The sequence below is a fragment of the Neorhizobium sp. NCHU2750 genome (genome assembly GCF_003597675.1).
In the GTDB taxonomy this organism is placed as follows: domain Bacteria; phylum Pseudomonadota; class Alphaproteobacteria; order Rhizobiales; family Rhizobiaceae; genus Neorhizobium.
This window is the reverse complement of the sequence record NZ_CP030827.1, coordinates 4,130,416-4,153,785: the sequence shown is the minus strand read 5'-3', so window position 1 is coordinate 4,153,785 and position 23,370 is coordinate 4,130,416. Positions and strand designations below refer to the sequence as shown.

Genomic DNA, 23,370 nt, shown 5'->3' with positions numbered 1-23,370 from the left:
GAATAATGGTTTGACCGGCCGACCATGACTTGCGGCCGGCCAGCCCGCATAGGATCGACTTTGAACATACCGAAAAAGATGGTCGTGCTGCTGAAGGGTTATCCACGCCTGTCGGAAACCTTCATAGCACAGGAATTGCGTGGTCTCGAACTTGCCGGCTTCAGGCTCGAACTGATGTCGATGCGCCGGCCGACCGACAAGAAGCGGCATCCCGTGCATGACGAGATCGAGGCGCCGGTCCACTATCTTCCCGAATACCTGCACGAGGAGCCGGTTCGCGTTGCCAAGGCGCTGTTGCACTGGTGGGGCAGGCCCAGCTTCAAGGCGACCGCGAAAGCCTTTCTTGCCGACCTTCGCCGCGATTTGAGCCGCAACCGCTTCCGCCGCTTCGGGCAGGCGCTGGTGCTCGCTCACGAATGGCCGGAGGGCGCCGACTGGCTGCATGTGCATTTCATCCACACGCCCGCATCCGTCGGCCGCTACGCCTCGCAGCTGCTCGGCATCCCCTATACGGTTTCGGCCCATGCCAAGGACATATGGACGAGCCCTGCCTGGGAGCTCAGTGACAAGCTCGGCGACGCGCACTGGACCGTCACCTGCACGCGCGGCGGGGCGGACCACCTGCGCTCGCTCTCCGACGATGCGGGCAAGGTGCATCTGAGCTATCACGGGCTGGATCTCAGCCGCTTTCCACCGCCCGATCGCGCGTCTGCGCAACGGGACGGATCACGGGCCGACGACCCCGTCTCGATCCTGGCGGTGGGCCGGGCCGTGCCGAAGAAGGGGTTCGATATCCTTCTGAGGGCCCTCGCCCTGCTGCCCGCTGATCTCCATTGGCGGCTCGACCATGTGGGGGGCGGCGACGAGTTGAAGATGCTGAAGCCGCTCGCGGAAGAACTGGGGCTCGGCGCGCGCGTCCGCTGGCACGGCGCCATGTCGCAGAAGGAAGTGCTGCAGCGTTACGGCGAGGCCGACATTTTCGCCCTGCCCTGCCGGATCGGCAAGGATGGCGACCGCGACGGCCTGCCGAACGTGCTGGTCGAGGCGGCAAGTCAGCGGGTGCTGTGCATCTCGACGACGATTTCCGGCATTCCGGAGCTGTTCGTCAACGATGAGAACGGCCTTCTGGTCGAACCGGAAGATCCGCAGGCTCTTGCCGCGGCGCTCGAGAGGGCAATCCGCAATCCTTCGGAGCGCGATCGCATGGCCGGCAATGCCGAGGCGAAGGTTCGAGGGCATTTCGACCACAAGACCAGTATCCATGACCTGCAGAGGCTTTTTTCTGAGGCCTATCAGGGCCAGGGGAAAAAGGAAGGACATCACCCATGAGCTCGCCGCGTGTCCTCTTCTATGTCCAGCATCTTCTCGGGATCGGCCATATCGCCCGCGCGAGCCTCGTTGCCTCGGCGCTTGCGGCCGACGGGTTCGAGGTGACCATGGTGACCGGCGGACTGCCGGTTCCGGGCTTTCCGGGTCCGGGTATCCGGCATGTGCGGCTCTTGCCGGAAGTAACCTCGCGGGAGGGATTTTCCGGATTGCAGGATGCCGATGGCCAGCCTCTGGATGAAGCCGGCGAAAGGCAGCGCGTCGAGCAATTGCTTGCGATCCTTGCTGAGACCAGACCCGATATCGTGATCACCGAAGCCTTTCCCTTCGGCCGCCGGCAGATGCGCTTCGAACTGCTGCCGCTTCTCGATGCGATAGGCGCCATGCAGCCGAGGCCGCTGCTGTTCGCCTCGATCCGTGACATCCTGCAGGTCAACAAGAAGCCCGGCCGGGATGCGGAAACCGTTGCGCTGGTGAAGGAGCATTTCCACGGCGTGCTCGTCCACGGCGACCAAACCCTGACACGGATCGAGGATACGTTTCCGCTCACCGGCGAGATTGCCGACAAGATCCTCTATACCGGCCTCGTGGCGCCGCCGGTGCCGGTGCCGTCTGCGGAGCGGTACCGGGTGATCGTTTCTGCCGGCGGTGGCGCTGTCGGCCACAAGCTTCTCAATGCAGCGGTCGAGGCACGGGGTCTCATGGCTTCGCCCGGCCGCTGGTGCGTGATCACCGGCCCCAATCTCGATCAGGCGAGCTTCGACGCACTCGCCGCCCGGAGCGATGCCGAGATGGATGTCTTCCGGTTCAGGAGCGATTTCCGCCAGTTGCTCGGCAGCGCCGAGCTATCGATCTCGCAGGCGGGTTACAACACAGTCTGCGACGTGCTGCGCGCAGGCTGCGGTGCGCTGCTCATTCCGTTCGCCACAGGCGGCGAAACGGAGCAGACGGCGCGCGCGGAAAAGCTCAAGGCGCTTGGTCTGGCGGAGATGATCGAGGAAAGCGCGATTACGGCCGAATCCGTGGCGGCAGGCGTCAGTAGACTGTTGGACAATCCGCGCACGGCTTCGATCGACCTCAAGGCCGATGGTGCAGAGGAAACCGCCCGCCTGCTGCGCCTTGCACTGGAAAGAGCCGGCTAGTCGCTCAGTTTTCGACGACCGACAGATAGTCCGGCTTCTGCCCTTCGAGCCATTCGCGGACGATGGCAGAGAGGTTCGTCAGACCTTCGAGCCTGTGATGCGGCGCCGTGACGGACGGCGGCTGGCGGATGAGAAGCGACTTGATCGCGGCTGCCAATCTTGGCCCATCAGATGAATGATCCGGGTGCAGCATGGCAACAAGGCCGAGTTCGGTTGCTCGCATCGCGCGGATGAGCTGTTCCTGGCGAGGTACCATGCGCGGCACGATCAGCGCCGGTTTGTCGAAGGACAGGATCTCGCAATAGGTATTGTAGCCGCCCATGGCGACGATAGCCTTGGCGTTGCTGATCAGGTCTTCCATGCGATTATCGAACTCGATGACCTCGAGACAGTCATGCTGGCGGGCGGACTCGATCAGTTCGTTGCGCTGCTCGCCGGGCATGTAGGGGCCGAGTACGATCAGTGCCCTCTCCGTCAGCGTCGGATCGGACTGGTAGGCGTTTATGACATCGCGAACAAGGTCGTATCCGTCTCCACCGCCACCGGTGGTAACGAGGACATAGTCACCCTTGCGGCTCGTCGCCGGCATCTTTTTCGTCCAGGCCTTCCGCTGAAGAAAGCCGACAAAGTTCATTTTCCGGCGCAGCGATGGCGGCACGTCCAGTCCGGTCAGCGGATCATAGAAATCCGGCGGTCCGTAGATCCAGACGCTGTCGTAAAGCTGGTCGATCTTGGCCATCACATCGTTGCGGCGCCATTCGGCATCGAGCAGATGCGGCGCGTCCATGACATCGCGCAGGCCGAGAACGAGAAGTGTGCCGCGGCTCTTGAGATAGACCAGCGTATCCTCCACCTCGCGGCGAAGACCCAGCGGCTCCTTGTCGACGATAAAGATATCGGGCTGGAAGCTCTCCGCCGTCTGGCGGATGATCGCCTGGCGCATTTCCAGCGTTTCTTCCAGATTGATATGCTCGTCCATCGACGTGTAATCGCCGTTGCGCAGCTTGATGACGCTCGGGATCTTCACGTAGTCGACGCGTGAGCGGTAGTCGAAAGCGCCGGCGATGGTGGCACCGGATATGATCAGCACATGCGCGCCCTGGAAGGTTTCGACCAGATGATTGGCGATCGTCATGCAGCGGCGAATATGGCCAAGCCCAAAAGTATCATGGCTATACATGAGGATACGGGCATCTCTGAGACCCTCTGACATGCCTTTGACCTTCGGTACCATATGATCCGTCTTCCTCGGCAACATAGAGTCTTTCAAAAATGAATCCAAGCCGAACGGTCCGTTCGATAAATCGATTGCGACGACACGTCTTGCACGTTCGTACCGTGCTGATCTGGTGCGGTCATCCGCAATAGGCAAGCATGCTCCGCCAGATGTGAAGCGCATCGCGAACCAATACGGCTTGTCAGTCGATTTCGGAGCGATGCTCCAGGTACCAGCGGACAAAGGCGCCAACGCCTTCATTAAGCCCTGTTTCCGGCTTGCGGCCGGTCAAGGCCAGAAGCAGCTCGGGGCTGGCGAAGGTTCGCGGAACGTCGCCCTTCTGCATCGGCAGCATCTTGCGTTTTGCAGGCTTGCCCATCGTCTTTTCAACGACCTCGACGAAATCCAGCAATCCGACCGGCTGTCCACCGCCGAGATTGACGATGCGGAACGGGCCCTGGGCAGAGAGCGTGTCGACGTCCGCAACGCGGTTGACTTCGGCGGGTGCGATCGTGGAGAGATCGATGACAGACTGGACCAGATCATCGATATAGGTGAAATCCCGGCTCATCTTGCCTTCGCCGTAGATCTCGATTTCCCGATCTTCCAGCATCGCCTTGACGAACTTGAACAGTGCCATGTCCGGTCGACCCCATGGACCATAGACGGTGAAGAAGCGGAAGGCCGTGGTCGGCACCTTGTAGAGATGGGCGTAGCTATGCGCCATCGCCTCCATCGCCTTCTTGCTGGCCGCATAGAAGGTCAGCGGCTCATCGGCCTTGTCTGTCTCACGGAAGGGAATGCCGGGGTTTGCACCATAGACCGAAGAGGTCGAGGCCAGCATCAGATGCCCGACACCGATTTCGCGAGCAATCTCGAGGATGTTCCAGGAGCCGATGAGGTTCGAATCCAGATAGGCCTTGGGATTTTCGAGGCTGTAGCGAACACCGGCCTGGGCAGCCAGATGGACGATGACGTCCGGCCTGAAGGCCGTTACCGTCTCATTCAATAGCGCCTTGTCTTCCAGCATGCCCTCAACGAAACGGAAGGTCGGGAACTGGATGAGGCCGGCATTGCGGGCTTCCTTCAGGCGCAGGCTGTAATAGGGCGTCATCCCATCGAAGCCCAGGACCTCGTGACCATCCTGCAGAAGCTTGCGGGCCAGATGAAATCCGATGAAACCCGCCGTACCGGTAATAAAAAATCGCATGTCTGCTTCCGCCTGATGACCGGGATCACTTACTCGCTCAGGCGGTGCGAAGCAACGGATCAATGAAAGAGGCGCAGGCGCGCCGGCGGGATGCCGGGCTTGCCGTTCTTGCGGTCGACGGCGAACTGGATGAGGTCCATGGAGGCCTGGTCGGTCAGGGGTTTGGCCATGACGCCGAGCACCCCATTGACGCCGGATGCGACGACACCGGGATTGCCGGTGATCATGATGACGACGATGCCGTATTCCGCCAGAACCCTGGCAATCTCAGGACCGGTCTCGCCATCGGCAAGACGGACGTCGACGAAGGCAATGTCCGTTTCCCTCGTGTAGTTTAGCGCCACTTTCATATCCGGCGCTATGCCAACCACGTCATGGCCGCAACGCTGGACGGCCTCCTCAATATCCATGGCAACGAGAAGGCTGTCTTCGACGATCAGAAAGCGGTATTCCACGGGCTTTTCTCCCATTTCTGATCGGGCAAATAGTTTGCAGCCTCCGCTTGGCAATAGGCAGGGCATGGGAAGAGCCCAATTTTCCGCCTCTTGGTTAAGCGTTTGAGCGGCCGAGCCAAACATCCAGGAGTTGTCGTTCATCTCGGGAAAAATCGGTGAGGGATGCTTTTGGAAACCCGAAATCCCCTCGAAACAGGCTCTCCAAATATTTCAAGCGACAACCAAAGGTGACATCGACTGCGGAACGGTTTCGATGGAAGGCGGGTTTTGTCGCCGGAAGTCAAAAGAGGAGAAGAACCATGAAAAAGATCATTCTTGCTTCCTGTGCTGCCGCAGCGTTCGCTCTGGCCGGCCAGGCCAGCGCACAACAAAGCACCGTGACTGGTGCAGCCGGTGGTGCGGTCACCGGCGCCGTCGTCGGTGGTCCGGTCGGTGCCGCAGTCGGTGGCGTCGTTGGTGCCATTGCCGGCACGGCGATCGATCCGCCGCCGCGCGAGGTCGTCACCTATGTCGAACAGCAGCCGGTGCCGACCACCGCAGTCACTGTCGACCAGCCGATCGCCGTCGGCAAGCCGGTTCCCGATACCGTGGTGCTGACCCCTGTCCCGAGCCACGACCAATATGCCTATACCGTCGTCAACAATCAGCGCGTGATCGTCGATCCGCAGACCCATACGGTGGTGCAGGTCATCCGATAAGATGCCTGGTATTCAGAGACAGGAAACCCCGCCCGCAAGGCGGGGTTTCATCTTGTGGAAAAGCACTTCGATAGAATTATCTCAGACCACGAGCTTCTGGCTGACGCGATCTTCTTCACCAAAGAAGCGGAGATAGCGCTGAACTTCTTCAGGATCTCCGGTCGCCTTCTGGGGATTGTCGGAGAGCTTGACGGCGGGACGGCCATTGGCCTCGCTGACCTTGCAGACGACGGAGATGGGTTTCAGCCCGGCGATTTCCACCGGAGCGCAGCCGGCGAAATCGTTGGTGAGGTTGGTTCCCCAGCCGAAGCTCATGCGTACCCTGCCTTCGAAATGGCGATAGGTATCGATGATGGCATCGACATCGAGCCCGTCGGAGAAGATCAGCAGCTTTTCCTTCGGGTCGCGGCCCATTTTCTTCCACCAGGAGATGATCTTTTCGCCACCTTCGATCGGCGGGGCGCTATCGGGGCGGAAGCCGGTCCAGTCGGCCACCCAGTCCGGCGCATCGCGCAGGAACGATGCCGTGCCGAACGCATCCGGCAGGACGATCAGCAGATTGCCGTGATAGAGCCGGTTCCAGTCCTTCAGCACCTGATAGGAGGCGTTGCGAAGCTCCTCGTCGGTATTGGCAAGTGCCGCCGCGACCATGGGAAGCTCGTGCGCATTGGTGCCGACGGCTTCGAGATCGGAATCCATGGCGAGCAACACGTTGCTGGTGCCGGTAAAGCCGCTGCCGATGCCTTCCTTCAAGGCTTCGACGCACCAGCGCTGCCAGAGGAAACTATGCCGCCTGCGCGTGCCGAAGTCGGAGATCCTCAGGCCCGGCAGGGTACGCAGCCGCTCGACCTTCTCCCACATCCTGGCCTTGGCGCGCGCATAGAGCACGTCGAGCGTGAAATAGCCGACCGAGCGCATGGCCGAGCGCGAGCGCATCTCGTTGATGATCGCCAGAGCCGGGATTTCCCACATGGTCGTGTCCATCCACTTGCCGTGGAAGTTCAACTCATATTGGCCATTGCGCTTGAACAGCTCGTATTCCGGCAATTTATAGGTGGAGAGCCAGGTCAGAAACTCGGGCTCGAAAATCTGGTTGCGGCCATAGAAGGTGTTACCGGCGAGCCAGATCATCTCCTTCTTGGAGAGGCCGACGGTGCGCGCATGGTCGAGCTGCTCACGCAGGGCGCCTTCATCGATCTCATCCGCCAGCTTGACGCTGGTTGTGCGGTTGATAACCGAAAATGTCGCATCGACATCCGGATAAAGTTTCCAGATCATCTGCAGCATCAGAAGTTTGTAGAAATCGGTGTCGATCAGACTGCGGATGATCGGATCGAGCTTCCAGCTGTGGTTATACACCCTGGTTGCGATATCGGTCTTGGTCATGCCTGCCCCTGTCCCGGTCGCCTGTGACCGGTCGGCCTCACTCGCTAAGGAGGCAAGCTATCCCGCCTCCCGGCAGCTTTATCGGGAAAAAAATCGATTAAGTCCAGACACAGTTGAGCCATCGCGGTACGGCGCGAGGCTCAGTATCCCCGTACCTTGTCGACCAGATGCTGCAGCGGCTCTCCCTGCTCCCATCGCTCGATCTGCTTTTCGGCATTGGCAAACAGCGAACGGATATCGGAGGCCGCAGCGGCATGGGCGGTGAGGATGACATTGTCCATGCCCCAGAGCGGGCTCGTCGCTGCCAGCGGCTCGACTTCGAAGACATCCAGCGAGGCACCGCCAAGCACACCCTTGTCGAGTGCCGCAACGATATCCGCCTCCACCTGGCTGCCACCGCGCCCGGCATTGATGAAGATGGGTCTGCCGAGCGCACCGCCTTGCCGCAACCTGGAAAACAGGGACGCATCGAATATCCCACGGGTGTCATCGGTCAATGGCAGAAGGCCGACCAGGATGTCGGTGCGGCCGAGAAAATCGTCGAGGCCGGCGGCATCGAAGGTCTCGATACCGTCTATCGTCTTTGCGGTTCGCGACCAGCCGATGACGTCAAAGCCCATCACCTTCAGTTTGCGCACGGCATCCTGTCCGAGGATGCCGAGGCCCATGACGCCAACGGTGAGCTCCTTCGCTTCCGGCTGGGAGAGCTCCCGCCAGGTGCGGCTCGCCTGCTGGCGCATATAGGCCGGTGCCTGCCTCAGATGGCTCAGGCATTGCAGCACGACCCACTCGCTCATGCGGGTGGTGAGGCTTTCGTCGACGAAGCGGACGATCGGCAGATCGGGCAGGCCCGGCACGGCGAGGATGGCATCGACGCCCGCACCGCCGGAAAACAGCACTTCCAGATTGGGGGCGCGCTCGAAGAGGTCGAGATCCGGCTTCCAGAGGAAAGCGTAACGCGCGCCGCTCAAATCGGCCGACTTGTCGGATGCGAGAAGAACCTTGCGCCCTTCGAAAGAACCGGCAAGCGCACGTGCCACATCCTCAGGCTCGAATTTCAGGTCGATGACGACGGATGCCTTTTCGGACATGGTGGTTCCCCCATTTCAATTATTAGCCGGGCAATTACCGGCTGTGCAGTTACTGGCCACGCAATTACTGTCCGACGACACCATTCTCGACGGCCTGCATGTCGAAGGCAGCGGCCATGAGGGCCTTGGTATAGTCTTGCCTCGGCGAACGGAAGATGGCCTCCGACGGGCCTTCCTCGACCACCTTGCCCATGCGCATGACGATGACGTGGTTGGCAAGCGCCTTCACCACCTTCAGGTCATGGCTGATGAAGAGGTAGGCGAGATCATGCTTGGCCTGCAGATCGCGCAACAGATCGACCACCTGCGCCTGCACGGTCATGTCGAGCGCCGAGGTCGGCTCGTCGAGCATGACGAAGCGGGGCTTGAGCACCATGGCGCGGGCGATGGCGATACGTTGCCTCTGCCCCCCGGAGAATTCATGCGGATAGCGCCAGCGGGTGGCCGGGTCGAGACCGACCTCCTGCAGCGCCCAGGAGACACGTTCGTCGCGCTGATCGGCCGTCAGCGACCGTTCGTGCACCTTCAATCCCTCGGCGATGATCTCTCCCACCGGCATGCGGGGGCTGAGCGAACCGAAGGGATCCTGAAAGACGACCTGAAGGCGATTGCGATAGGGCAACATCTGCTTGAAGGAATAGCCGTTGATGGCGTCGCCGATGAAGACGATACGGCCTTGCGATGCGATCAGGCGGGCGAGAGCGAGGCCAAGCGTCGTCTTGCCGGAGCCGGATTCGCCGACGATGCCGAGCGTCTCTCCAGCGCGCAGCGTCAGGTCCACGCCATCGACGGCCTTCACGTGATCGACCACCTTGCGCATGAAGCCGGCCTTGATCGGGAACCAGACGCGCAGGTCCTTGGCTTCCATCACGACCGGGCGGGCGGGATCGGCAAGCGGCGGCACGCCGCGCGGCTCGGACGACAGGAGGTGCCGGGTATAGGCATGCTGAGGGTTGTTGAAGACGGCCTCGACCGTGCCTTCCTCGACAATCTTTCCCTTGGTCATGACGCAGACGCGATCGGCGAACTTGCGCACGATGCCGAGATCGTGGGTGATGAACAGCATGGACATGCCATGCTCGCCCTTCAGCGTCTTCAACAATTCGAGGATCTGCGCCTGTACCGTCACGTCGAGCGCCGTGGTCGGCTCGTCGGCGATCAGCAGCTTTGGCCGGTTGGCGAGCGCCATGGCGATCATCACACGTTGCCGCTGGCCGCCGGACAGTTCGTGCGGATAGGCGGTGAGCCGCTTTTCCGGCTCACGGATGCCGACCTGATTGAGGAGCTCCAGGATGCGGGCGCGGGCGGTAGTTCCCCTCATGCCCTGATGCATTTCCAAGATTTCGCCGACCTGCTTCTCGATCGTGTGGAGCGGATTGAGCGAGGTCATCGGCTCCTGAAAGATCATCGTGATGTCGTTGCCGCGCACACGGCGCAGTTCCGGCTCCAATGCCTTCAGGAGATCCTTGCCGTTGAAGAGGATTTCTCCCGACGGATGGCTCGCAGCCGGATAGGGCAGAAGCTTGAGGATGGAATTGGCCGAAACGGACTTGCCGGAGCCGGATTCGCCGACCAGCGCCAGAACCTCGCCGGGCCTGATATCGAAGGATACGCGGTCGACGGCAAGCGTTTCCGTTTCGCCCTGATGGAAGGCGACGGACAGGTCCCGGACGGAAAGAAGAGCGTCTGTCATCATATCACCGGAACGTCTTGCGGGGATCGAAGGCATCGCGCACCGCCTCGCCGATGAAGATCAGCAGCGACAGCATGATCGACATGGTGAAGAAGGCAGTGAGGCCGAGCCAGGGCGCCTGGAGATTGTTCTTGCCCTGCGCGATCATCTCGCCCAGCGACGGCGAACCGGGCGGCATGCCGAAGCCCAAGAAGTCGAGCGAGGTGAGCGTCGCGATCGACCCCGACAGGATGAAGGGCAGGAAAGTGAGCGTCGCCACCATGGCGTTGGGCAGGAGGTGGCGAACCATGATCGTCCAGTTGCCGACACCGAGCGCGCGGGCGGCCCTGACATATTCGAAATTGCGGGCGCGCAGAAACTCCGCCCTGACGACACCGACAAGGCTGACCCAGGAGAAGAGCAGCAATATGCCGAGCAGGATGAAGAAGCCGGGCGGCAGGATGGAGGCGATGATCAGCAGGATGTAGAGAACCGGCATGGCCGACCAGATCTCGATGAAACGCTGCATCAGAAGATCGGTCCAACCGCCGAAATAGCCCTGCACGGCACCGGCACCGACGCCGATGACCGCCGAGCAGATGGTGAGTGCCAGGCCGAACAGAACGGAGATGCGGAAACCATAGATCATCCGCGCCATGACATCGCGTGCCTGATCGTCGGTTCCGAGCCAGTTGAGATTGCCGGTAATGCAGTTCGGGTCCTTGTCGCCTTCCGGATAGGCCTTGCAGCGATCGGCCTTCGGCATCAGCCAGAAGGGTTCGGTCGGCGCCGAATGGGGGATCTGCGAATTGACCGTCTGGTAGGAATAACGGATCGGCGGCCAGATCATCCAGCCATGGGCGTTGATTTCCTGCTGGATGTAATCAGAGCGATAGTCGGTGGTCGCGAGAAAGCCGCCGAACTTTTCTTCCGGGTAATCGACCAGCACCGGATAGAGGATCTCGCCCTTGTACGAGGCGATGATCGGGCGGTCATTGGCGATGAATTCGGCAAACAGGCTCAGCACGAACAGGATCATGAAGAGCCAGAAGGACGAGAAGCCGCGCTTGTTGGCGCGGAAATTGGCAAGCCGGCGTTTCGTCGTCGGCGACAGGAAGGGGCGCTTTGCGGGTGCCGATGTTTCGGCAGGCGTGGTTACGGCGGGGGCGTTCATCAGACATCCCTCCGCTCGAAATCGATGCGCGGGTCGATCCAGGTATAGATCAGGTCGGAGATCAGGTTCACGACGAGGCCCATCAGCGAGAAGATGTAGAGCGTGCCGAAGACGATCGGATAGTCGCGATTGACGATCGACAGATAGCCAAGCCTTCCCAGGCCATCGAGCGAGAAGATGTTCTCGATCAGCAGCGAACCGGTGAAGAAGGCCGAGATGAAGGCGCCGGGGAAGCCGGCGATGACGATCAGCATGGCGTTGCGGAAGACATGGCCATACAGCACCTGCCGCTCGTTCAGGCCCTTGGCGCGCGCCGTCGTGACATACTGTTTCTTGATCTCGTCGATGAAGGAGTTCTTGGTCAACAGCGTCGTCGTGGCAAAGGCCGAGAGCGACATGGCGATCAGCGGCAGGGTGAGATGCCAGAAATAGTCGCCGATCTTCTGATACCAGGTGAGATCGTCGAAATTGTCGGAAACGAGGCCACGCAGCGGGAACCAGTCGAAGAAGGAACCGCCGGCAAACAGCACGATCAAGAGGATGCCAAAGAGGAAGCTCGGCACCGCATAACCGACGATGATGACGCCGGACGTCCAGATGTCGAAGCTCGATCCATCCTTCACCGCCTTGCGGATGCCGAGCGGGATGGAGATGAGGTAGGACACGATCAGGATCCAGAAGCCGAGCGACATGGAGACCGGCAGCTTGTCGATGATCAGATCGATCACCGAGGTGTTGCGGAAGAAGCTCTCGCCGAAATCGAAGCGGATATAGTTCCACATCATGTCGAGGAAGCGAGTGAGCGGCGGCTTGTCGAAACCGAACTGCTTTTCGAGCTTCTTGATGAATTCCGGATCGAGACCCTGCGCACCGCGATAGTTGGATTCGCTGTTGGCGCCCTGTGCCATCAGGTCACTATTGGCACCGGAAAGCCTGTCGCCCGAATCCTGCCCCTGGATCTGAGCAATCACTTGTTCGACCGGACCGCCGGGGGCAAATTGCACGACGAGAAACGAGATCGCCATGATGCCGACGATAGTCGGGATCATCAACAGCAGGCGGCGAAGAATATAGGCGCCCATCAGCGTGCTCCGCCGTTCAAATCCGGGCCGAACAGTTCCGGCATGTCACCGTGAGGCAGCTCAAGGCTCAAACGGGCTTCCTTCGTTTTCAAGCGAATCAATCCGGCCATTTGGAACAGTTGGGCAGGCAAGGCGCAAGCACCTTACTTGGCCTGATCCTTGGCAAACCATGCATCCGGGAACCCTATCCCGTATTCCGGCAGCGTTTGCGGATGTGCGATCCGGTTCCAATAGGCAATCTTCTCCTCGCCCGAATAGAAGACCGGCACGACGTAATGATTGGCCAGAAGGACGCGGTCCATCGCCCTGACCGCGGCAATCTGATCCTCACGGTCCGGCGCAAAGACGATCTTATGGATCAAGATATCGACTGCCGGGTCGGCGATACCGGCATAATTGCGTGAACCCTGCCGGTCCTTCGACTGCGAGCCCCAGTATTCGGCCTGCTCATTGCCGGGGTTCATCGTCTCGCCCCATACGGCCCAGATCATGTCATAGTCGAAGCTGCGTGTACGGTTGATGTACTGCGAAGCGTCGACGGTGCGCAGGCGAGCCTCCACCCCGATCTTCTTGAGGCTCGCGACGAAGGGATTGACCGAGCGCTCCATGCCGGCGCTGTTGAGCAGGATCTCAAAGCTCAAGGGCTGGCCGGTCTTCACGTTGACCATGCGGTTGCCCTTGAGTTCCCAACCGGCTTCCTTGAACAGGCCGATCGCCTTGCGAAGGTTGTCGCGAACCTTGTTCGGGTCGCCCCCGACAGGATTGGCGTAGGGCGTCGTGAAGACTTCCGGCGGAACCTTGTCCTTGATCTCGTTAAGGATTTCCAGTTCCTTGCCTTGCGGCAGGCCGGACGATGCGAGATCCGTTCCCCAGAAGAAACTATCGACACGTTTCAGCCCGCCAAAAGCGAGATTCTTGTTCAGATCCTCAAAATCGAAGGCATAATTCAGGGCCTCGCGCACCCGTGCATCCTTGAAGATGTCGCGGCGCATGTTCGGCACGAGCGCCTGCATGATACCAGTGGCCTTGAAAGGATTGGTGAGAGCCTCGCGTGTCACACGCTTGTCCTTCACCGCATCGAAATCATATCGGGTTGCCCAGCGGCTGGAGCTGTTCTCGCGTCGATAGTCGATATTGCCGGCGCGAAACGCCTCGAATTCCACGTCGTTGTCGGAGAAGTAGGTGTAGCTGATGGCACGGAAATTATACTGGCCGCGATTGATCGGAAGGTCCTTGCCCCAGTAATCGTCACGCAATTCGTAACGTATGGCGGAGCCGGGCTGGACGGAGGCAATCTTGTAGGGGCCGGACCCCATCGGCGCATCGAGTGTCGTGCGGGTAATATCGCGCTGATTGCCCTGAGCGTCCTTGCCCTCCCACCAATGTTTGGGCAGAATCGGAAAATCGCCGACGATCGATGGAAGTTCCTTGTTGTTCTTTTCGTCGAAGTGAAAGGTAACGTCGCGATCGCCGGTTTTCTCCGCGCCGGTGACGTGGCGATAATAGCCGGAATACATCGCGCTGTTTTCTTTGAGCACGTTCAAGCTGAAGATCACATCTTCCGGCGTGACGGGCTCACCGTCAGCCCATTTTGCCTCGGGTCGCAGGCGAAAGGTGACGGAAGACATGTCGTCCGGATAGGAGACGGCCTCGGCCAGCAGCCCGTAGGTGCCGAACACCTCGTTTTCCGAGCGCTTCATCAGCGTATCGTAGATCATCCCGAGGCCGGAAGCGGCAGCGCCCCTGTCCACCACCAGGTTCAGATTGTCGAACGTGCCTTCATCCGAAAGCCGAAGTTCTCCCGATTTGGGCGCGTTCACGTCGACATAGGGGAGTTGTTTGAAATCGGGAGGCAGCTGGAGATCACCGACGACGGCCATGCCATATCGCCAGTTCTGCCCGCCTTCCGGCGCTTTGGCAGGCTCCTGTGCGGCGGCCCAGGTGGCGAGGGTGGACACGGCGAGGACGATTGCGAGACCCTTCTGCAGACGCGTCAAATCCATGCAATATTCCTTCCTGTTCTCACTGCTTCGCGAAGCATAGGGCAAAAGAGGGCAAAAAACAGGAGCATCCGCTCACAACCGATTTATTGCCCATGGACATGGGAAAGCATGCGGATGGCGCATGCGTGGTTTCCCCAGGGTTGCATTTCGGACTAAGATCGCGGTCGACATGATTTGCGACGGATGCTGATGAAACCGATCTTGAAACTGGCACTGAGTCTGGCGGCAGCTGCAACGCTTTTCGGTGTGCTGGCCGAAATGGCGCAGGCCGAGGAGCAGAAGACCGCCAAGCAATTGTTCAGCGCCGCGAAGCTGCCCAGTGCGTCGCAGCCGATGCCGTTCGGCTTTTATGCCAAGGGATGCATGGCGGGTGCGGTGGCGCTGCCGACGGACGGGCCGACATGGCAGGCGATGCGGCTTTCCCGCAACCGACGCTGGGGCAATCCGGCGATGATATCGCTGCTCGAACGCTTTTCGTCCGATGCGGAGAGGCTTGGCTGGGGAACCGGTATCCTGGTCGGAGACATTTCCCAGCCGCGCGGCGGGCCGATGATCAATGGGCATGCCTCGCATCAGGTCGGTCTCGATGCGGATATCTGGTTCACGCCGAAACCCGCCCAGCCGCTGACGGTGGAAGAACGCGAGGATCTTCCCTTCACCTCGATGCTGGACAAGAGCAAATTCCTGACGGTCGATCCGCGCAAGTGGACCGACACGCATGCGCGGCTCATCATGCAGGCGGCGAGCTATCCGCAGGTGCAGCGCATCTTCGTCAATCCCGCCATCAAGAAGAGGCTTTGCGAGACATGGACCGGCGACCGGAGCCTGCTCGGCAAGGTGCGTCCCTTCTATGGACATGACGAACATTTCCATATCCGCATCAATTGCCCCGCGGGTGCTGCATCATGCGAGAAACAGGCACCGGTTCCTGCCGGCGACGATTGCAACAGCAAGTCGCTTTCCTGGTGGTTCACCAAGGAGCCCTGGGCGCCGCCGAAACCGGCCGAACCGAACAGGAAGCCCGTCAAGCCACGGCAGGTCATGCTTTCGGACCTGCCGAAAGCCTGTGCGGCGGTGCTTGCGGCGCCGGCTCGCTCCGAACAGGATGCCACGTTCGGCGATCAACCGATGGCCGCCAAAGCCCTGCCGTCCGAGCCCATGGAGGAAACTCCGACCGCCCTCACCTCCGATGCCGCACAAGTGCCGGAGAACGTGCCACTACCGCGTGCACGGCCGTTGCGCTGAGCGCGCCAACCTGGCCCGCCCAAGCCCCTGGGAACCAATGCGCCTGGAAGCCTTCCCATATCCTTCAGGGCGCGCTAGAACCCTGACATCGAACTGTAACCGAAATTGATATTTGCCAGGGCGATACTTAGAATCAAAGGGTTAGCGTGCCAATCGAGATCCTGACGGACCGATGGCGTGCCGGCCGGATCGATTTGCCCGCAAGGGCCGGAGGGAGGAAGGCACTTGGAAACGTCCAAGCCTTGCATTGCGCTGATCGCTCACGATCAGAAAAAGGACGAGATGACGGAATTTGCCCGTCAGCATCAATCCGCGCTGTCGAAATTCCGCATCGTCGCAACGGGCACGACCGGCGGCCGTGTGCTGGATGCCTGTCCTGACCTCGACGTGACGCCGCTGAAAAGCGGCCCCCTGGGCGGCGACCAGCAGATCGGCGCGATGATCGCGACCGGCGATGTCGGCATGCTGATCTTCTTCATCGATCCGCTCTCCGCCCTGCCCCATGACGTCGACGTCAAGGCCCTGACCCGGCTTGCTACCGTCTACGACATTCCGATGGCGCTTAACCGCGCCACCGCAGAACATCTCATCGACTTTCGATAAATCCGCGAGATCCGTTCCCCATGGCCAAAGCTCAATCTGACACATTGCCCTTTCCTATCCTGATCGGGGATATCGGCGGCACCAATGCCCGTTTCTCCATCCTTGCCGATGCCGAGACCAAGGCAACCGATTTCGTCCATGTGCCGACGGCGGGTTACCCGACGATCGATGATGCGATCGTCGACAAGGTGTTTAACAATCCCGATCTGCCCAAGCCGCGTTCGGCAATCCTGGCTGTCGCCGGCCCGATCGACGGCGACGAGATCGACCTCACCAATTGTGACTGGATCGTCCGTCCGAAGAAGATGATCGGCGAACTCGGCTTCGACGCCGTGCTCGTGCTCAACGATTTCGAAGCCCAGGCACTTGCCGTCGCGACCTTGACGGAAGGCGACCGCGAGCCGATCGGTGCCACGCTGCCGGCCGTCGATGCCACACGTGTCGTTCTCGGCCCCGGAACCGGTCTAGGCGTCGCAGGCCTTCTTCATGCCAAGGATACGTGGTTTCCGGTACCCGGCGAGGGCGGCCATGTGGACATGGGCCCGCGCACGCCGCGCGACCTTGAGATTTTCCCGCATCTCGTCACCATCGAGGGGCGCGTTTCGGCCGAGGAAATCATTTCCGGCCGCGGCCTTCTGCATATCTACAATGCCGTTTGCGCCGCTGATGGTGTTACACCCAGCATCAAGGACCCGGCCAACGTGACCGAGGAAGGCCTTGGCGGCAAGAACGCCCAGGCTGCGGAAGCGCTGGAGCTTTTCGTCACCTATCTCGGCCGCCTTGCCGGCGACCTGGCACTCACCTTCATGGCGCGCGGCGGCGTGTTCCTCGGCGGCGGCATTTCGCCGAAAATCCTGCCGGAACTGAAAAAGCCCTTCTTCCGCAAGGCTTTCGAGGACAAGGCGCCGCACAAGGAATTGATGAAGACGATCCCGACCTTCGTCGTCACCCATCCGCAGGCGGCACTGGCCGGGCTTGCCAGCTATGCCCGCACGCCAGAGGCCTACGGGATTGCGACGGAGGGTCGGTGCTGGCGCCGGTGAATGCCGGAAAGTCACACCGTTAACGAATCCGGCAGGCGCGACTGGCAAAACCGCAAGCAAGGGGTTAACAAGCCCTTTCTTGTGATAATGCAGTAATCCTGCCGAATTGGGACTTTCCATTGAAGGCTGAAAAAGACAAAAAGCGCCACGTTGATTCCACTACCGTTGTCAGCGTCCTGAAGCGCATCATTTCGGAGAACGGCCGGGACCATATCCGCGGATATGTGTTTGCCGTCTCCTGTCTGATCATGGTGGCGCTGTCGACCGCGTTTACCGCTTGGATCATGGAATCGGTGGTCAACGAGGCCTTCGCCAACAAGCGGGCGGACATCGTGTGGCTGATCTGCGGCTCGATCCTCGCCGCCTTCGTTCTGCGCGGCTTCGCCACCTATGGCCAGGCGGTGGCTCTTTCCAAGATCAGCAACAATATCGTGGCCCGTTACCAGCGTCGGCTCTATAGCCACCTGATGACGCTTTCGGTCGGATTTTTCTCCGAAGCCCGCTCGGCGCATCTGGCCGCGCAGATCAGCCAGAATATTGCCGGCATTCGGGACGTGATGAACCTGACCGTCACCTCCACTGCAAGAGATCTTCTGACGCTCGTCTCGCTGATTGCGGTGATGATCGGCAAGGACTGGGTGCTGTCGCTGATCGTCTTTGCCGTGGCACCGCCGCTTCTCTACGCCCTGCGCTACGTGTCGCGCCGTCTCAGGCTCGCGACGCGGGATTCGGTCGAGGTCAATAGCCGCGTTCTCGGCGCCATGCAGGAAACCGCCCAGGGCATTGCCGTGGTGAAGGCCTTCACCATGGAGCAGGAACTCGAGCGCAAGGTCAACAAGATCATCGACACCGCCGAACACCGGTCGAACCGTATCGCGCGCCTTTCCGAACGGACCTCGCCGCTGACGGAGACCTTTGCGGGTTTTGCGATATCGAGCGTGCTGGCTTACGCGGCATTCCGTTCGATCTATAACAACGTGCCGCCGGGCGCCTTCTTCTCCTTCGTGACGGCGCTGCTGATGGCCTATGATCCGGCTCGCCGGCTCGCCAAGCTTCAGGTGCAGATGGACCGTGCCGTCGTCAATGCGCAGATGATCTATGCGCTTCTCGACCTGCAGCCGGCCCAGCGCGAAAAACCCGGCGCGCCGGCTCTCTCCATCAGCGAGGCGAAGGTCGAGCTCAAGGATGTGGTGTTTTCCTACGCCGCCGGCTCCCCCATTCTGCGCGGCGTGAACCTTGTTGCCGAGGGCGGCAAGACGACGGCTCTGGTCGGGCCTTCCGGTGCCGGCAAGTCGACGATCATCAACCTCATTCCGCGCTTCTACGACCCGGCGGAAGGCCAGATCCTGGTCGACGGCCAGAATATCGCGGACGTAACCAAGGCCTCCCTGCGCCAGCAGCTCGCCTACGTGTCGCAACAACCCTATCTGTTCGAGGGCTCGATCCGCGACAATATCCGCTATGGCCGTCCGGATGCCACGGATGCCGAGGTGGAAGAGGCGGCAAGGCTTGCCTATGCGCATGACTTCATCACCGCGCAGCCGGAGGGCTACGATACGCCGGTCGGTGAAAACGGCGTGACATTGTCCGGTGGCCAGAGGCAGAGGCTGTCGATTGCCCGCGCGCTGGTACGCAATGCGCCGATCCTGCTGCTCGACGAGGCGACCTCGGCGCTCGACAACGAGTCGGAAGCCGCCGTGCAGAAGGCGCTCGACACGGCGATGCGCGGCCGCACGGTGATCGTCATCGCCCACCGCCTGTCGACCGTCGTCAATGCCGACAAGATCGTGGTGATGCAGGATGGACGCGTCGTCGAGGAAGGCACGCATGAGGAACTTGCACGGCGCAAGCAGGGTCTTTACGCTCGCCTCAACAATCTGCAGGCGCCCGAACACAACTGACAAGCAGGAATACGCATAGACATGAGCAACGGTGAGATGAAGCTGGTCGTAGTGGGTGCAGGCGGACGAATGGGCCAGGCGCTGATTCGCATCATCCACGAAACGCCCGGCGTCACTCTCCATGCGGCGGTCGCACGCGAGGGCTCGCCTTTTATCGGCAAGGATGCCGGCGAACTCGCCGGCACCGGCGTTATCGGCGTTCCGGTAACCAGCGACCCGTTGCAAGCTTTCCTCGATGCGGAAGGTGTTATCGATTTCACCACGCCAGCCACCAGCGTCGCGTTTTCCGGCCTCGCAGCCCAGGCGCGCATCGTGCATGTGATCGGCACGACGGGATGCTCGGCTTCGGACGAGGAAAAATTTGCCGCAGCCAGCCGTCATGCGCGTGTCGTGAAGTCCGGCAATATGAGCCTCGGCGTCAATCTGCTCGGCGTGCTGGCCAAGCAGGCCGCGCGTGCGCTGCCGGCGGACGGATGGGATATCGAGATCGTAGAGATGCACCACAAACACAAGGTCGATGCGCCGTCCGGCACGGCGTTGCTGCTCGGCGAGGCTGCCGCCGATGGGCGCGGCATCGACCTTGCCAGCCAATCCGTCCGGGTTCGCGATGGCCATACCGGACCGCGGCCAGCCGGCACGATCGGTTTTGCGACGCTGCGCGGGGGTTCGGTCGTCGGCGATCATTCAGTCATTCTCGCCGGCGAAGGCGAGCTGGTAACATTGTCGCACAGTGCCCGTGATCGCTCGATTTTCGCGCGAGGGGCGGTTGCAGCCGCACTCTGGGCGCGCGATAAGAAGCCCGGTCAATACTCGATGCTCGACGTGCTCGGGCTCTCAAATTAATATTATGCGGAGGTCTTTATCATGAGCGGTACCCTCGTCCTCGTTCGTCACGGCCAGAGCGACTGGAATCTCAAAAACCTTTTCACCGGCTGGAAGGATCCTGACCTTACGCCGCTCGGCATCCAGGAAGCCGAAGCCGGCGGTCAGGCGCTCGCCGATACCGGCATCAAGTTCGATATCGCCTTTACCTCGGATCTGCAGCGCGCCCAGAAGACGCTGAAGATCGTGCTCGGCAAGGTCGGCCAGCCGGATCTTGAGACGATCAAGGATCAGGCGCTCAACGAGCGCGACTACGGTGATCTTTCCGGTCTCAACAAGGACGATGCGCGCGCCAAGTGGGGCGAGGAGCAGGTGCATATCTGGCGCCGTTCCTACGACGTTCCGCCTCCGGGCGGCGAAAGCCTGCGCGACACCGGTGCCCGCGTCTGGCCCTATTACCTGACGGAAATCCTGCCCCGCGTGCTGCGTGGCGAGAAGGTGCTGGTTGCCGCCCACGGCAATTCCCTGCGCTCTCTCGTCATGGTGCTCGACAAGCTGAGCAAGGCGGAGATCCTGGAACTCAATCTCGCCACCGGCGTGCCGATGGTCTACACCCTGAAGGCAGACTCGACCGTCGCCACCAAGGCCGTCCTCGGCGACATGTCCGGGGCGCATTGAAGACCCAAAATAAGAACGTATCAGCCTAGGGACGGTGACCGCCGTTCCTAGGCTTTTTTGTGAGGTTTCAGCGACGCCAGCATCTCCCGACGCAAAATTGCATTGATGCGCGCCTGATATCCTTTTCCCTGGGACTTCAACCATTCGAGGACATCTGCATCGACGCGTGCGGTTATTTGCTGCTTCACGGGCCGATAAAGCTGACCTCGCTGCGCACTCGCGAGTTGCTGGTCGGTCGAAGGCGCAATGTCGCTATAGTCGATCTGGTCGTCGCGCATTTGGGAAAGCGCGTTCAATTCAGCCTTCTGCTTTTCGGTGAGTGGCGGCACGTTACTCGGATCGATCCTGTATCGAACCATTTCAGCGTTTGTCTTCTTCATAGCGTCGCCTTTCCTTCAAATCGGCCTTTCGTGCAGAAATGATGCGGATTACCTCAACCGGTTCCTCTGCCTCATCATCCTCACGATTCACATGCGCGACAATCAGAACCGTATGACCGTCAACCGCGCCGATCGCCTGCCATCGGTATTCACCATCCTCGACACGATCCTGCTCGATAAGCACAAACGGATCGAAAAATACCCGAAGCGCCGTTTCGAAGCTCACCCGATGCTTGCGCAGATTCGTTTCCGCCTTGGCTCGATCCCATTCGAAGCGCATTTATCTCCACCAAAATGTAATTATGATTTTGTCATTACTCAAGCATCCGTATTTCAATTCTCGATGGTGAACTGAACCGCATCCGCGGGGAAACGGCTGACGGCATATTGAACCGGTACGCCATCCGGATCGGCATTCAGGGCCCGGGTGACAAGCACGATGGCGCCGGGTGACAGTTCCAGCGATGCGAGATCGTCATTGTCGGCATGGACGGCGGTTATTTCCGTCGACGCGCGGACATAATCCGGCAGGCCGGTTGCGGCAAAGGCGGCGGTGATCGATCCGCTGCTTCTGTAGGCATCGACAATTCCCTTGAAACGATCTGCCGGAAACCATGCGGTTGCGCGCGAGACAGGGCGACGGTCGGCCTTTCGCAGCGTTTCCAGCCGGATCAGCGGTGCGCCGACGGACAGTTTCAGCCGCGCAGCGAGATCTGCCGTGGCGGCTTCTTCGCAGGACGCGAGCAATATGCCCTCCTTCTCCCGTGCCTGATCTCCGATGCCCTGGCTGAAGCGCGTGCGGCGCGAAATGGGGAAGTTCAGCCGATCCTTACGCAGGATCAGTGTGCCCCTTCCCTGCACGGCCTGGACGATGCCTTCCTGCGCAAGTGCCGCCAGAGCACTGCGAACCGTATGGCGGTTGACGCCGAACTGTGCGGCCAGCACCATTTCCGGCGGCACCCGGCCGGTCTCGTCATAGTCGCCCCCGGATATGGCCGACCGTATCCGATCGGCGATCTGGCGCCAGAGCGCTACCCCGTTCTGCCGGCGAACCGCCGCTTCCTGCATATCCATGTCACACGCTTGTTATATCCAAAAGTTACAGCTAAGTTATATTGTATAGTTGTCTATATCAATAGACATTTTGGAGATTAGCGATGGACGTTGCAGAGCAGACCCCAGCGCCCGAACAAGCCGGCCGCAGGCGGTGCATTTCCCTTCTCGCCCGCGCCACGTCGGATGAGCTTGGCACCGCCTGGGAGGGTTTGGCCGACAAGCCTGACACCAGAGCGGTACGCGGCCCGGAAACCGGGCTTGTCATGGTGCGAGGGCGCATCGGCGGCGGGGGCAGCCCGTTCAACCTCGGCGAGGCGACCGTCACACGCGCAACGCTTTCGCTTCAATCCGGCACGATCGGACACGCGCAGGCACTCGGCACCGACAAGCGCAAGGTCAGGCTTGCGGCAATTTTCGACGCGCTCTGGCAGGAGGAGATGACGCGCGATTACGTCGAAAGCGTCGTGCTCTCCCCCGTCGAAGACAGGATAGCCGCAGAGGAAAAAGCAAAGGCCGAAGAGACCGCCGCCACCCGTGTGGACTTCTTCACCATGGTTCGGGGAGACGATTGATGGCAACCAATACAGAGGCCTTTTCCGGCGGGTTCTCCGATCCGGTTTTCCAGTCCCAGAGCATATTCCGCATGCTGATGGACGGCATGGCGCGGCCCGGATCGATCCGCACCGTCGAATATGATGCCGGCCAGCCCGAGCCGCTCGGCGCGGCGGCCGGGGCAATCGCACTGACGCTCTGTGATCACGATACGCCGGTATGGCTTTCCGCAGGCTTATCCAAGTCAGCCGTCGCCGAGTGGATCGGCTTCCATTCGGGCGCGCCGATAACGCGCGAAAAGGCGGAAGCACGCTTCGCCTTCGTGGAGCCGGGTGCCGCACTTTCATCCTTCGGTCTGTTCTCGCTCGGAACGCAGGAATATCCCGACCGCTCGACCACTCTGGTCATCGAGGTTGCAGGGCTTGGTGAAGGCCACTCCTTCACTCTGTCGGGACCGGGCATCCTGCAGTCGAAGGCGATCGAAATCGCCGGCCTGCCGGACGCGTTCCTGCGGCTGTGGGCGGATAACCGGCCGCTTTTCCCGCGCGGGATCGACGTGATCCTGGCGGCGGGCAAGAGCTTCCTCTGCCTGCCGCGCACGACGAAGATCGTGGCTTAATCCACAAGGAGAGTAG

Annotated in this window: 23 protein-coding genes; 11 read left to right on the top strand and 12 right to left on the bottom strand. The window is 60.8% G+C overall.

Annotation, left to right across the window (positions count from 1 at the left end):
* Positions 1-24 precede the first annotated feature (24 nt).
* Complete coding sequence (locus NCHU2750_RS19960) at positions 25-1,329, top strand: glycosyltransferase family 4 protein (RefSeq protein WP_502703807.1); 1,305 nt, start codon at positions 25-27, stop codon at positions 1,327-1,329.
* A complete protein-coding gene (locus NCHU2750_RS19955) occupies positions 1,326-2,468 on the top strand; it encodes a glycosyltransferase family protein (RefSeq protein WP_119942459.1) in 1,143 nt (380 codons plus the stop codon). Before NCHU2750_RS19960 ends, NCHU2750_RS19955 begins: the two co-directional genes overlap by 4 nt.
* Before the next feature lie 4 nt (positions 2,469-2,472).
* Here the strand turns inward: NCHU2750_RS19955 and NCHU2750_RS19950 are convergent, their stop codons facing one another.
* The 3 genes from NCHU2750_RS19950 to NCHU2750_RS19940 all read right to left on the bottom strand — a co-directional run bounded on the left by NCHU2750_RS19950 (position 2,473) and on the right by NCHU2750_RS19940 (position 5,349).
* A complete protein-coding gene (locus tag NCHU2750_RS19950) occupies positions 2,473-3,681 on the bottom strand; it encodes a glycosyltransferase family protein (protein ID WP_119943592.1) in 1,209 nt (402 codons plus the stop codon).
* Between the two features lie 205 nt (positions 3,682-3,886).
* Positions 3,887-4,894 (bottom strand): NAD-dependent epimerase/dehydratase family protein, encoded by a 1,008-nt coding sequence (locus tag NCHU2750_RS19945; RefSeq protein WP_119942457.1) that lies wholly within the window; start codon positions 4,892-4,894, stop codon positions 3,887-3,889.
* Positions 4,895-4,953: 59 nt separating this feature from the next.
* The gene (locus NCHU2750_RS19940; RefSeq protein ID WP_162939687.1) at positions 4,954-5,349 is read right to left on the bottom strand and encodes a response regulator; all 396 of its coding nucleotides are present in this window, start codon (positions 5,347-5,349) and stop codon (positions 4,954-4,956) included.
* 299 nt (positions 5,350-5,648) lie between these two features.
* Here NCHU2750_RS19940 and NCHU2750_RS19935 point away from each other — a divergent pair, with 299 nt between their 5' ends.
* The gene (locus NCHU2750_RS19935; protein ID WP_119942453.1) at positions 5,649-6,047 is read left to right on the top strand and encodes a DUF1236 domain-containing protein; all 399 of its coding nucleotides are present in this window, start codon (positions 5,649-5,651) and stop codon (positions 6,045-6,047) included.
* An 81-nt stretch (positions 6,048-6,128) separates the two neighbouring features.
* On the opposite strand, the gene pncB is transcribed toward NCHU2750_RS19935, so the two are convergent.
* From pncB to NCHU2750_RS19905, 6 genes are all read right to left on the bottom strand, one after another.
* Positions 6,129-7,433, bottom strand: a complete 1,305-nt coding sequence (pncB, locus tag NCHU2750_RS19930; RefSeq protein WP_119942451.1) for a nicotinate phosphoribosyltransferase — start codon at positions 7,431-7,433, stop codon at positions 6,129-6,131.
* Positions 7,434-7,573: 140 nt separating this feature from the next.
* Positions 7,574-8,524 (bottom strand): 2-hydroxyacid dehydrogenase, encoded by a 951-nt coding sequence (locus tag NCHU2750_RS19925; RefSeq protein WP_119942449.1) that lies wholly within the window; start codon positions 8,522-8,524, stop codon positions 7,574-7,576.
* 64 nt (positions 8,525-8,588) lie between these two features.
* A complete protein-coding gene (locus NCHU2750_RS19920; RefSeq protein WP_119943590.1) occupies positions 8,589-10,217 on the bottom strand; it encodes an ABC transporter ATP-binding protein in 1,629 nt (542 codons plus the stop codon).
* 4 nt (positions 10,218-10,221) lie between these two features.
* The gene (locus NCHU2750_RS19915) at positions 10,222-11,370 is read right to left on the bottom strand and encodes an ABC transporter permease (protein ID WP_119942447.1); all 1,149 of its coding nucleotides are present in this window, start codon (positions 11,368-11,370) and stop codon (positions 10,222-10,224) included.
* On the bottom strand, positions 11,370-12,452 hold the full coding sequence (locus NCHU2750_RS19910; protein ID WP_119942445.1) for a microcin C ABC transporter permease YejB: 1,083 nt from the start codon (positions 12,450-12,452) through the stop codon (positions 11,370-11,372). The genes NCHU2750_RS19915 and NCHU2750_RS19910 overlap by 1 nt, the downstream gene beginning before the upstream one ends.
* Before the next feature lie 143 nt (positions 12,453-12,595).
* On the bottom strand, positions 12,596-14,455 hold the full coding sequence (locus NCHU2750_RS19905; RefSeq protein ID WP_119942443.1) for an extracellular solute-binding protein: 1,860 nt from the start codon (positions 14,453-14,455) through the stop codon (positions 12,596-12,598).
* 189 nt (positions 14,456-14,644) lie between these two features.
* Between NCHU2750_RS19905 and mepA the strand changes: the two genes are divergently transcribed.
* The 6 genes from mepA to NCHU2750_RS19875 all read left to right on the top strand — a co-directional run bounded on the left by mepA (position 14,645) and on the right by NCHU2750_RS19875 (position 20,747).
* Positions 14,645-15,700 (top strand): penicillin-insensitive murein endopeptidase, encoded by a 1,056-nt coding sequence (gene mepA / locus NCHU2750_RS19900; RefSeq protein WP_119943588.1) that lies wholly within the window; start codon positions 14,645-14,647, stop codon positions 15,698-15,700.
* A 282-nt stretch (positions 15,701-15,982) separates the two neighbouring features.
* Entirely contained in the window at positions 15,983-16,303 is a 321-nt protein-coding gene (locus NCHU2750_RS19895; RefSeq protein ID WP_245480427.1) for a methylglyoxal synthase, read from the top strand.
* 20 nt (positions 16,304-16,323) lie between these two features.
* The gene (locus NCHU2750_RS19890; protein ID WP_119942438.1) at positions 16,324-17,346 is read left to right on the top strand and encodes a glucokinase; all 1,023 of its coding nucleotides are present in this window, start codon (positions 16,324-16,326) and stop codon (positions 17,344-17,346) included.
* Between the two features lie 119 nt (positions 17,347-17,465).
* On the top strand, positions 17,466-19,247 hold the full coding sequence (locus NCHU2750_RS19885; RefSeq protein WP_119942436.1) for an ABC transporter ATP-binding protein: 1,782 nt from the start codon (positions 17,466-17,468) through the stop codon (positions 19,245-19,247).
* A gap of 21 nt (positions 19,248-19,268) precedes the next feature.
* Positions 19,269-20,090: a 4-hydroxy-tetrahydrodipicolinate reductase gene (gene dapB, locus NCHU2750_RS19880; protein WP_119942433.1), complete on the top strand. Its 822-nt coding sequence runs from the start codon at positions 19,269-19,271 to the stop codon at positions 20,088-20,090.
* Between the two features lie 21 nt (positions 20,091-20,111).
* Positions 20,112-20,747, top strand: coding sequence for a 2,3-bisphosphoglycerate-dependent phosphoglycerate mutase (locus NCHU2750_RS19875; protein ID WP_119942431.1), 636 nt, complete (start codon positions 20,112-20,114; stop codon positions 20,745-20,747).
* Positions 20,748-20,794: 47 nt separating this feature from the next.
* Here the strand turns inward: NCHU2750_RS19875 and NCHU2750_RS19870 are convergent, their stop codons facing one another.
* The 3 genes from NCHU2750_RS19870 to phnF are packed head-to-tail and all read right to left on the bottom strand — an operon-like array spanning position 20,795 to position 22,195.
* Positions 20,795-21,127 (bottom strand): BrnA antitoxin family protein, encoded by a 333-nt coding sequence (locus NCHU2750_RS19870; RefSeq protein ID WP_119942429.1) that lies wholly within the window; start codon positions 21,125-21,127, stop codon positions 20,795-20,797.
* Positions 21,108-21,407 carry a BrnT family toxin gene (locus NCHU2750_RS19865; RefSeq protein ID WP_119942427.1) on the bottom strand — a complete coding sequence of 100 codons (300 nt, stop codon included), beginning with the start codon at positions 21,405-21,407 and terminating at the stop codon, positions 21,108-21,110. The genes NCHU2750_RS19870 and NCHU2750_RS19865 overlap by 20 nt, the downstream gene beginning before the upstream one ends.
* Before the next feature lie 53 nt (positions 21,408-21,460).
* Positions 21,461-22,195 (bottom strand): phosphonate metabolism transcriptional regulator PhnF, encoded by a 735-nt coding sequence (gene phnF, locus NCHU2750_RS19860; protein WP_119943586.1) that lies wholly within the window; start codon positions 22,193-22,195, stop codon positions 21,461-21,463.
* 89 nt (positions 22,196-22,284) lie between these two features.
* Here phnF and phnG point away from each other — a divergent pair, with 89 nt between their 5' ends.
* Together phnG and phnH are read left to right on the top strand one after the other, a co-directional pair.
* Positions 22,285-22,755, top strand: coding sequence for a phosphonate C-P lyase system protein PhnG (gene phnG, locus NCHU2750_RS19855; protein ID WP_119942425.1), 471 nt, complete (start codon positions 22,285-22,287; stop codon positions 22,753-22,755).
* A complete protein-coding gene (gene phnH / locus NCHU2750_RS19850; RefSeq protein ID WP_119942423.1) occupies positions 22,755-23,354 on the top strand; it encodes a phosphonate C-P lyase system protein PhnH in 600 nt (199 codons plus the stop codon). The genes phnG and phnH overlap by 1 nt, the downstream gene beginning before the upstream one ends.
* Positions 23,355-23,370 lie beyond the last annotated feature (16 nt).

What these genes read in the sequence shown, in the direction of transcription:
- NCHU2750_RS19960 (WP_502703807.1), top strand. Translation starts at nt 25, where the DNA reads ATGACTTGCGGCCGGCCAGCCCGCATAGGATCGACTTTGAACATACCG.
- NCHU2750_RS19955 (WP_119942459.1), top strand. Translation starts at nt 1,326, where the DNA reads ATGAGCTCGCCGCGTGTCCTCTTCTATGTCCAGCATCTTCTCGGGATC.
- NCHU2750_RS19950 (WP_119943592.1), bottom strand. Translation starts at nt 3,681, where the DNA reads ATGTCAGAGGGTCTCAGAGATGCCCGTATCCTCATGTATAGCCATGAT.
- NCHU2750_RS19945 (WP_119942457.1), bottom strand. Translation starts at nt 4,894, where the DNA reads ATGCGATTTTTTATTACCGGTACGGCGGGTTTCATCGGATTTCATCTG.
- NCHU2750_RS19935 (WP_119942453.1), top strand. Translation starts at nt 5,649, where the DNA reads ATGAAAAAGATCATTCTTGCTTCCTGTGCTGCCGCAGCGTTCGCTCTG.
- pncB (WP_119942451.1), bottom strand. Translation starts at nt 7,433, where the DNA reads ATGACCAAGACCGATATCGCAACCAGGGTGTATAACCACAGCTGGAAG.
- NCHU2750_RS19925 (WP_119942449.1), bottom strand. Translation starts at nt 8,524, where the DNA reads ATGTCCGAAAAGGCATCCGTCGTCATCGACCTGAAATTCGAGCCTGAG.
- NCHU2750_RS19920 (WP_119943590.1), bottom strand. Translation starts at nt 10,217, where the DNA reads ATGACAGACGCTCTTCTTTCCGTCCGGGACCTGTCCGTCGCCTTCCAT.
- NCHU2750_RS19915 (WP_119942447.1), bottom strand. Translation starts at nt 11,370, where the DNA reads ATGAACGCCCCCGCCGTAACCACGCCTGCCGAAACATCGGCACCCGCA.
- NCHU2750_RS19910 (WP_119942445.1), bottom strand. Translation starts at nt 12,452, where the DNA reads ATGGGCGCCTATATTCTTCGCCGCCTGCTGTTGATGATCCCGACTATC.
- NCHU2750_RS19905 (WP_119942443.1), bottom strand. Translation starts at nt 14,455, where the DNA reads ATGGATTTGACGCGTCTGCAGAAGGGTCTCGCAATCGTCCTCGCCGTG.
- mepA (WP_119943588.1), top strand. Translation starts at nt 14,645, where the DNA reads ATGAAACCGATCTTGAAACTGGCACTGAGTCTGGCGGCAGCTGCAACG.
- NCHU2750_RS19895 (WP_245480427.1), top strand. Translation starts at nt 15,983, where the DNA reads ATGACGGAATTTGCCCGTCAGCATCAATCCGCGCTGTCGAAATTCCGC.
- NCHU2750_RS19890 (WP_119942438.1), top strand. Translation starts at nt 16,324, where the DNA reads ATGGCCAAAGCTCAATCTGACACATTGCCCTTTCCTATCCTGATCGGG.
- dapB (WP_119942433.1), top strand. Translation starts at nt 19,269, where the DNA reads ATGAGCAACGGTGAGATGAAGCTGGTCGTAGTGGGTGCAGGCGGACGA.
- NCHU2750_RS19875 (WP_119942431.1), top strand. Translation starts at nt 20,112, where the DNA reads ATGAGCGGTACCCTCGTCCTCGTTCGTCACGGCCAGAGCGACTGGAAT.
- NCHU2750_RS19870 (WP_119942429.1), bottom strand. Translation starts at nt 21,127, where the DNA reads ATGAAGAAGACAAACGCTGAAATGGTTCGATACAGGATCGATCCGAGT.
- NCHU2750_RS19865 (WP_119942427.1), bottom strand. Translation starts at nt 21,407, where the DNA reads ATGCGCTTCGAATGGGATCGAGCCAAGGCGGAAACGAATCTGCGCAAG.
- phnF (WP_119943586.1), bottom strand. Translation starts at nt 22,195, where the DNA reads ATGCAGGAAGCGGCGGTTCGCCGGCAGAACGGGGTAGCGCTCTGGCGC.
- phnG (WP_119942425.1), top strand. Translation starts at nt 22,285, where the DNA reads ATGGACGTTGCAGAGCAGACCCCAGCGCCCGAACAAGCCGGCCGCAGG.
- phnH (WP_119942423.1), top strand. Translation starts at nt 22,755, where the DNA reads ATGGCAACCAATACAGAGGCCTTTTCCGGCGGGTTCTCCGATCCGGTT.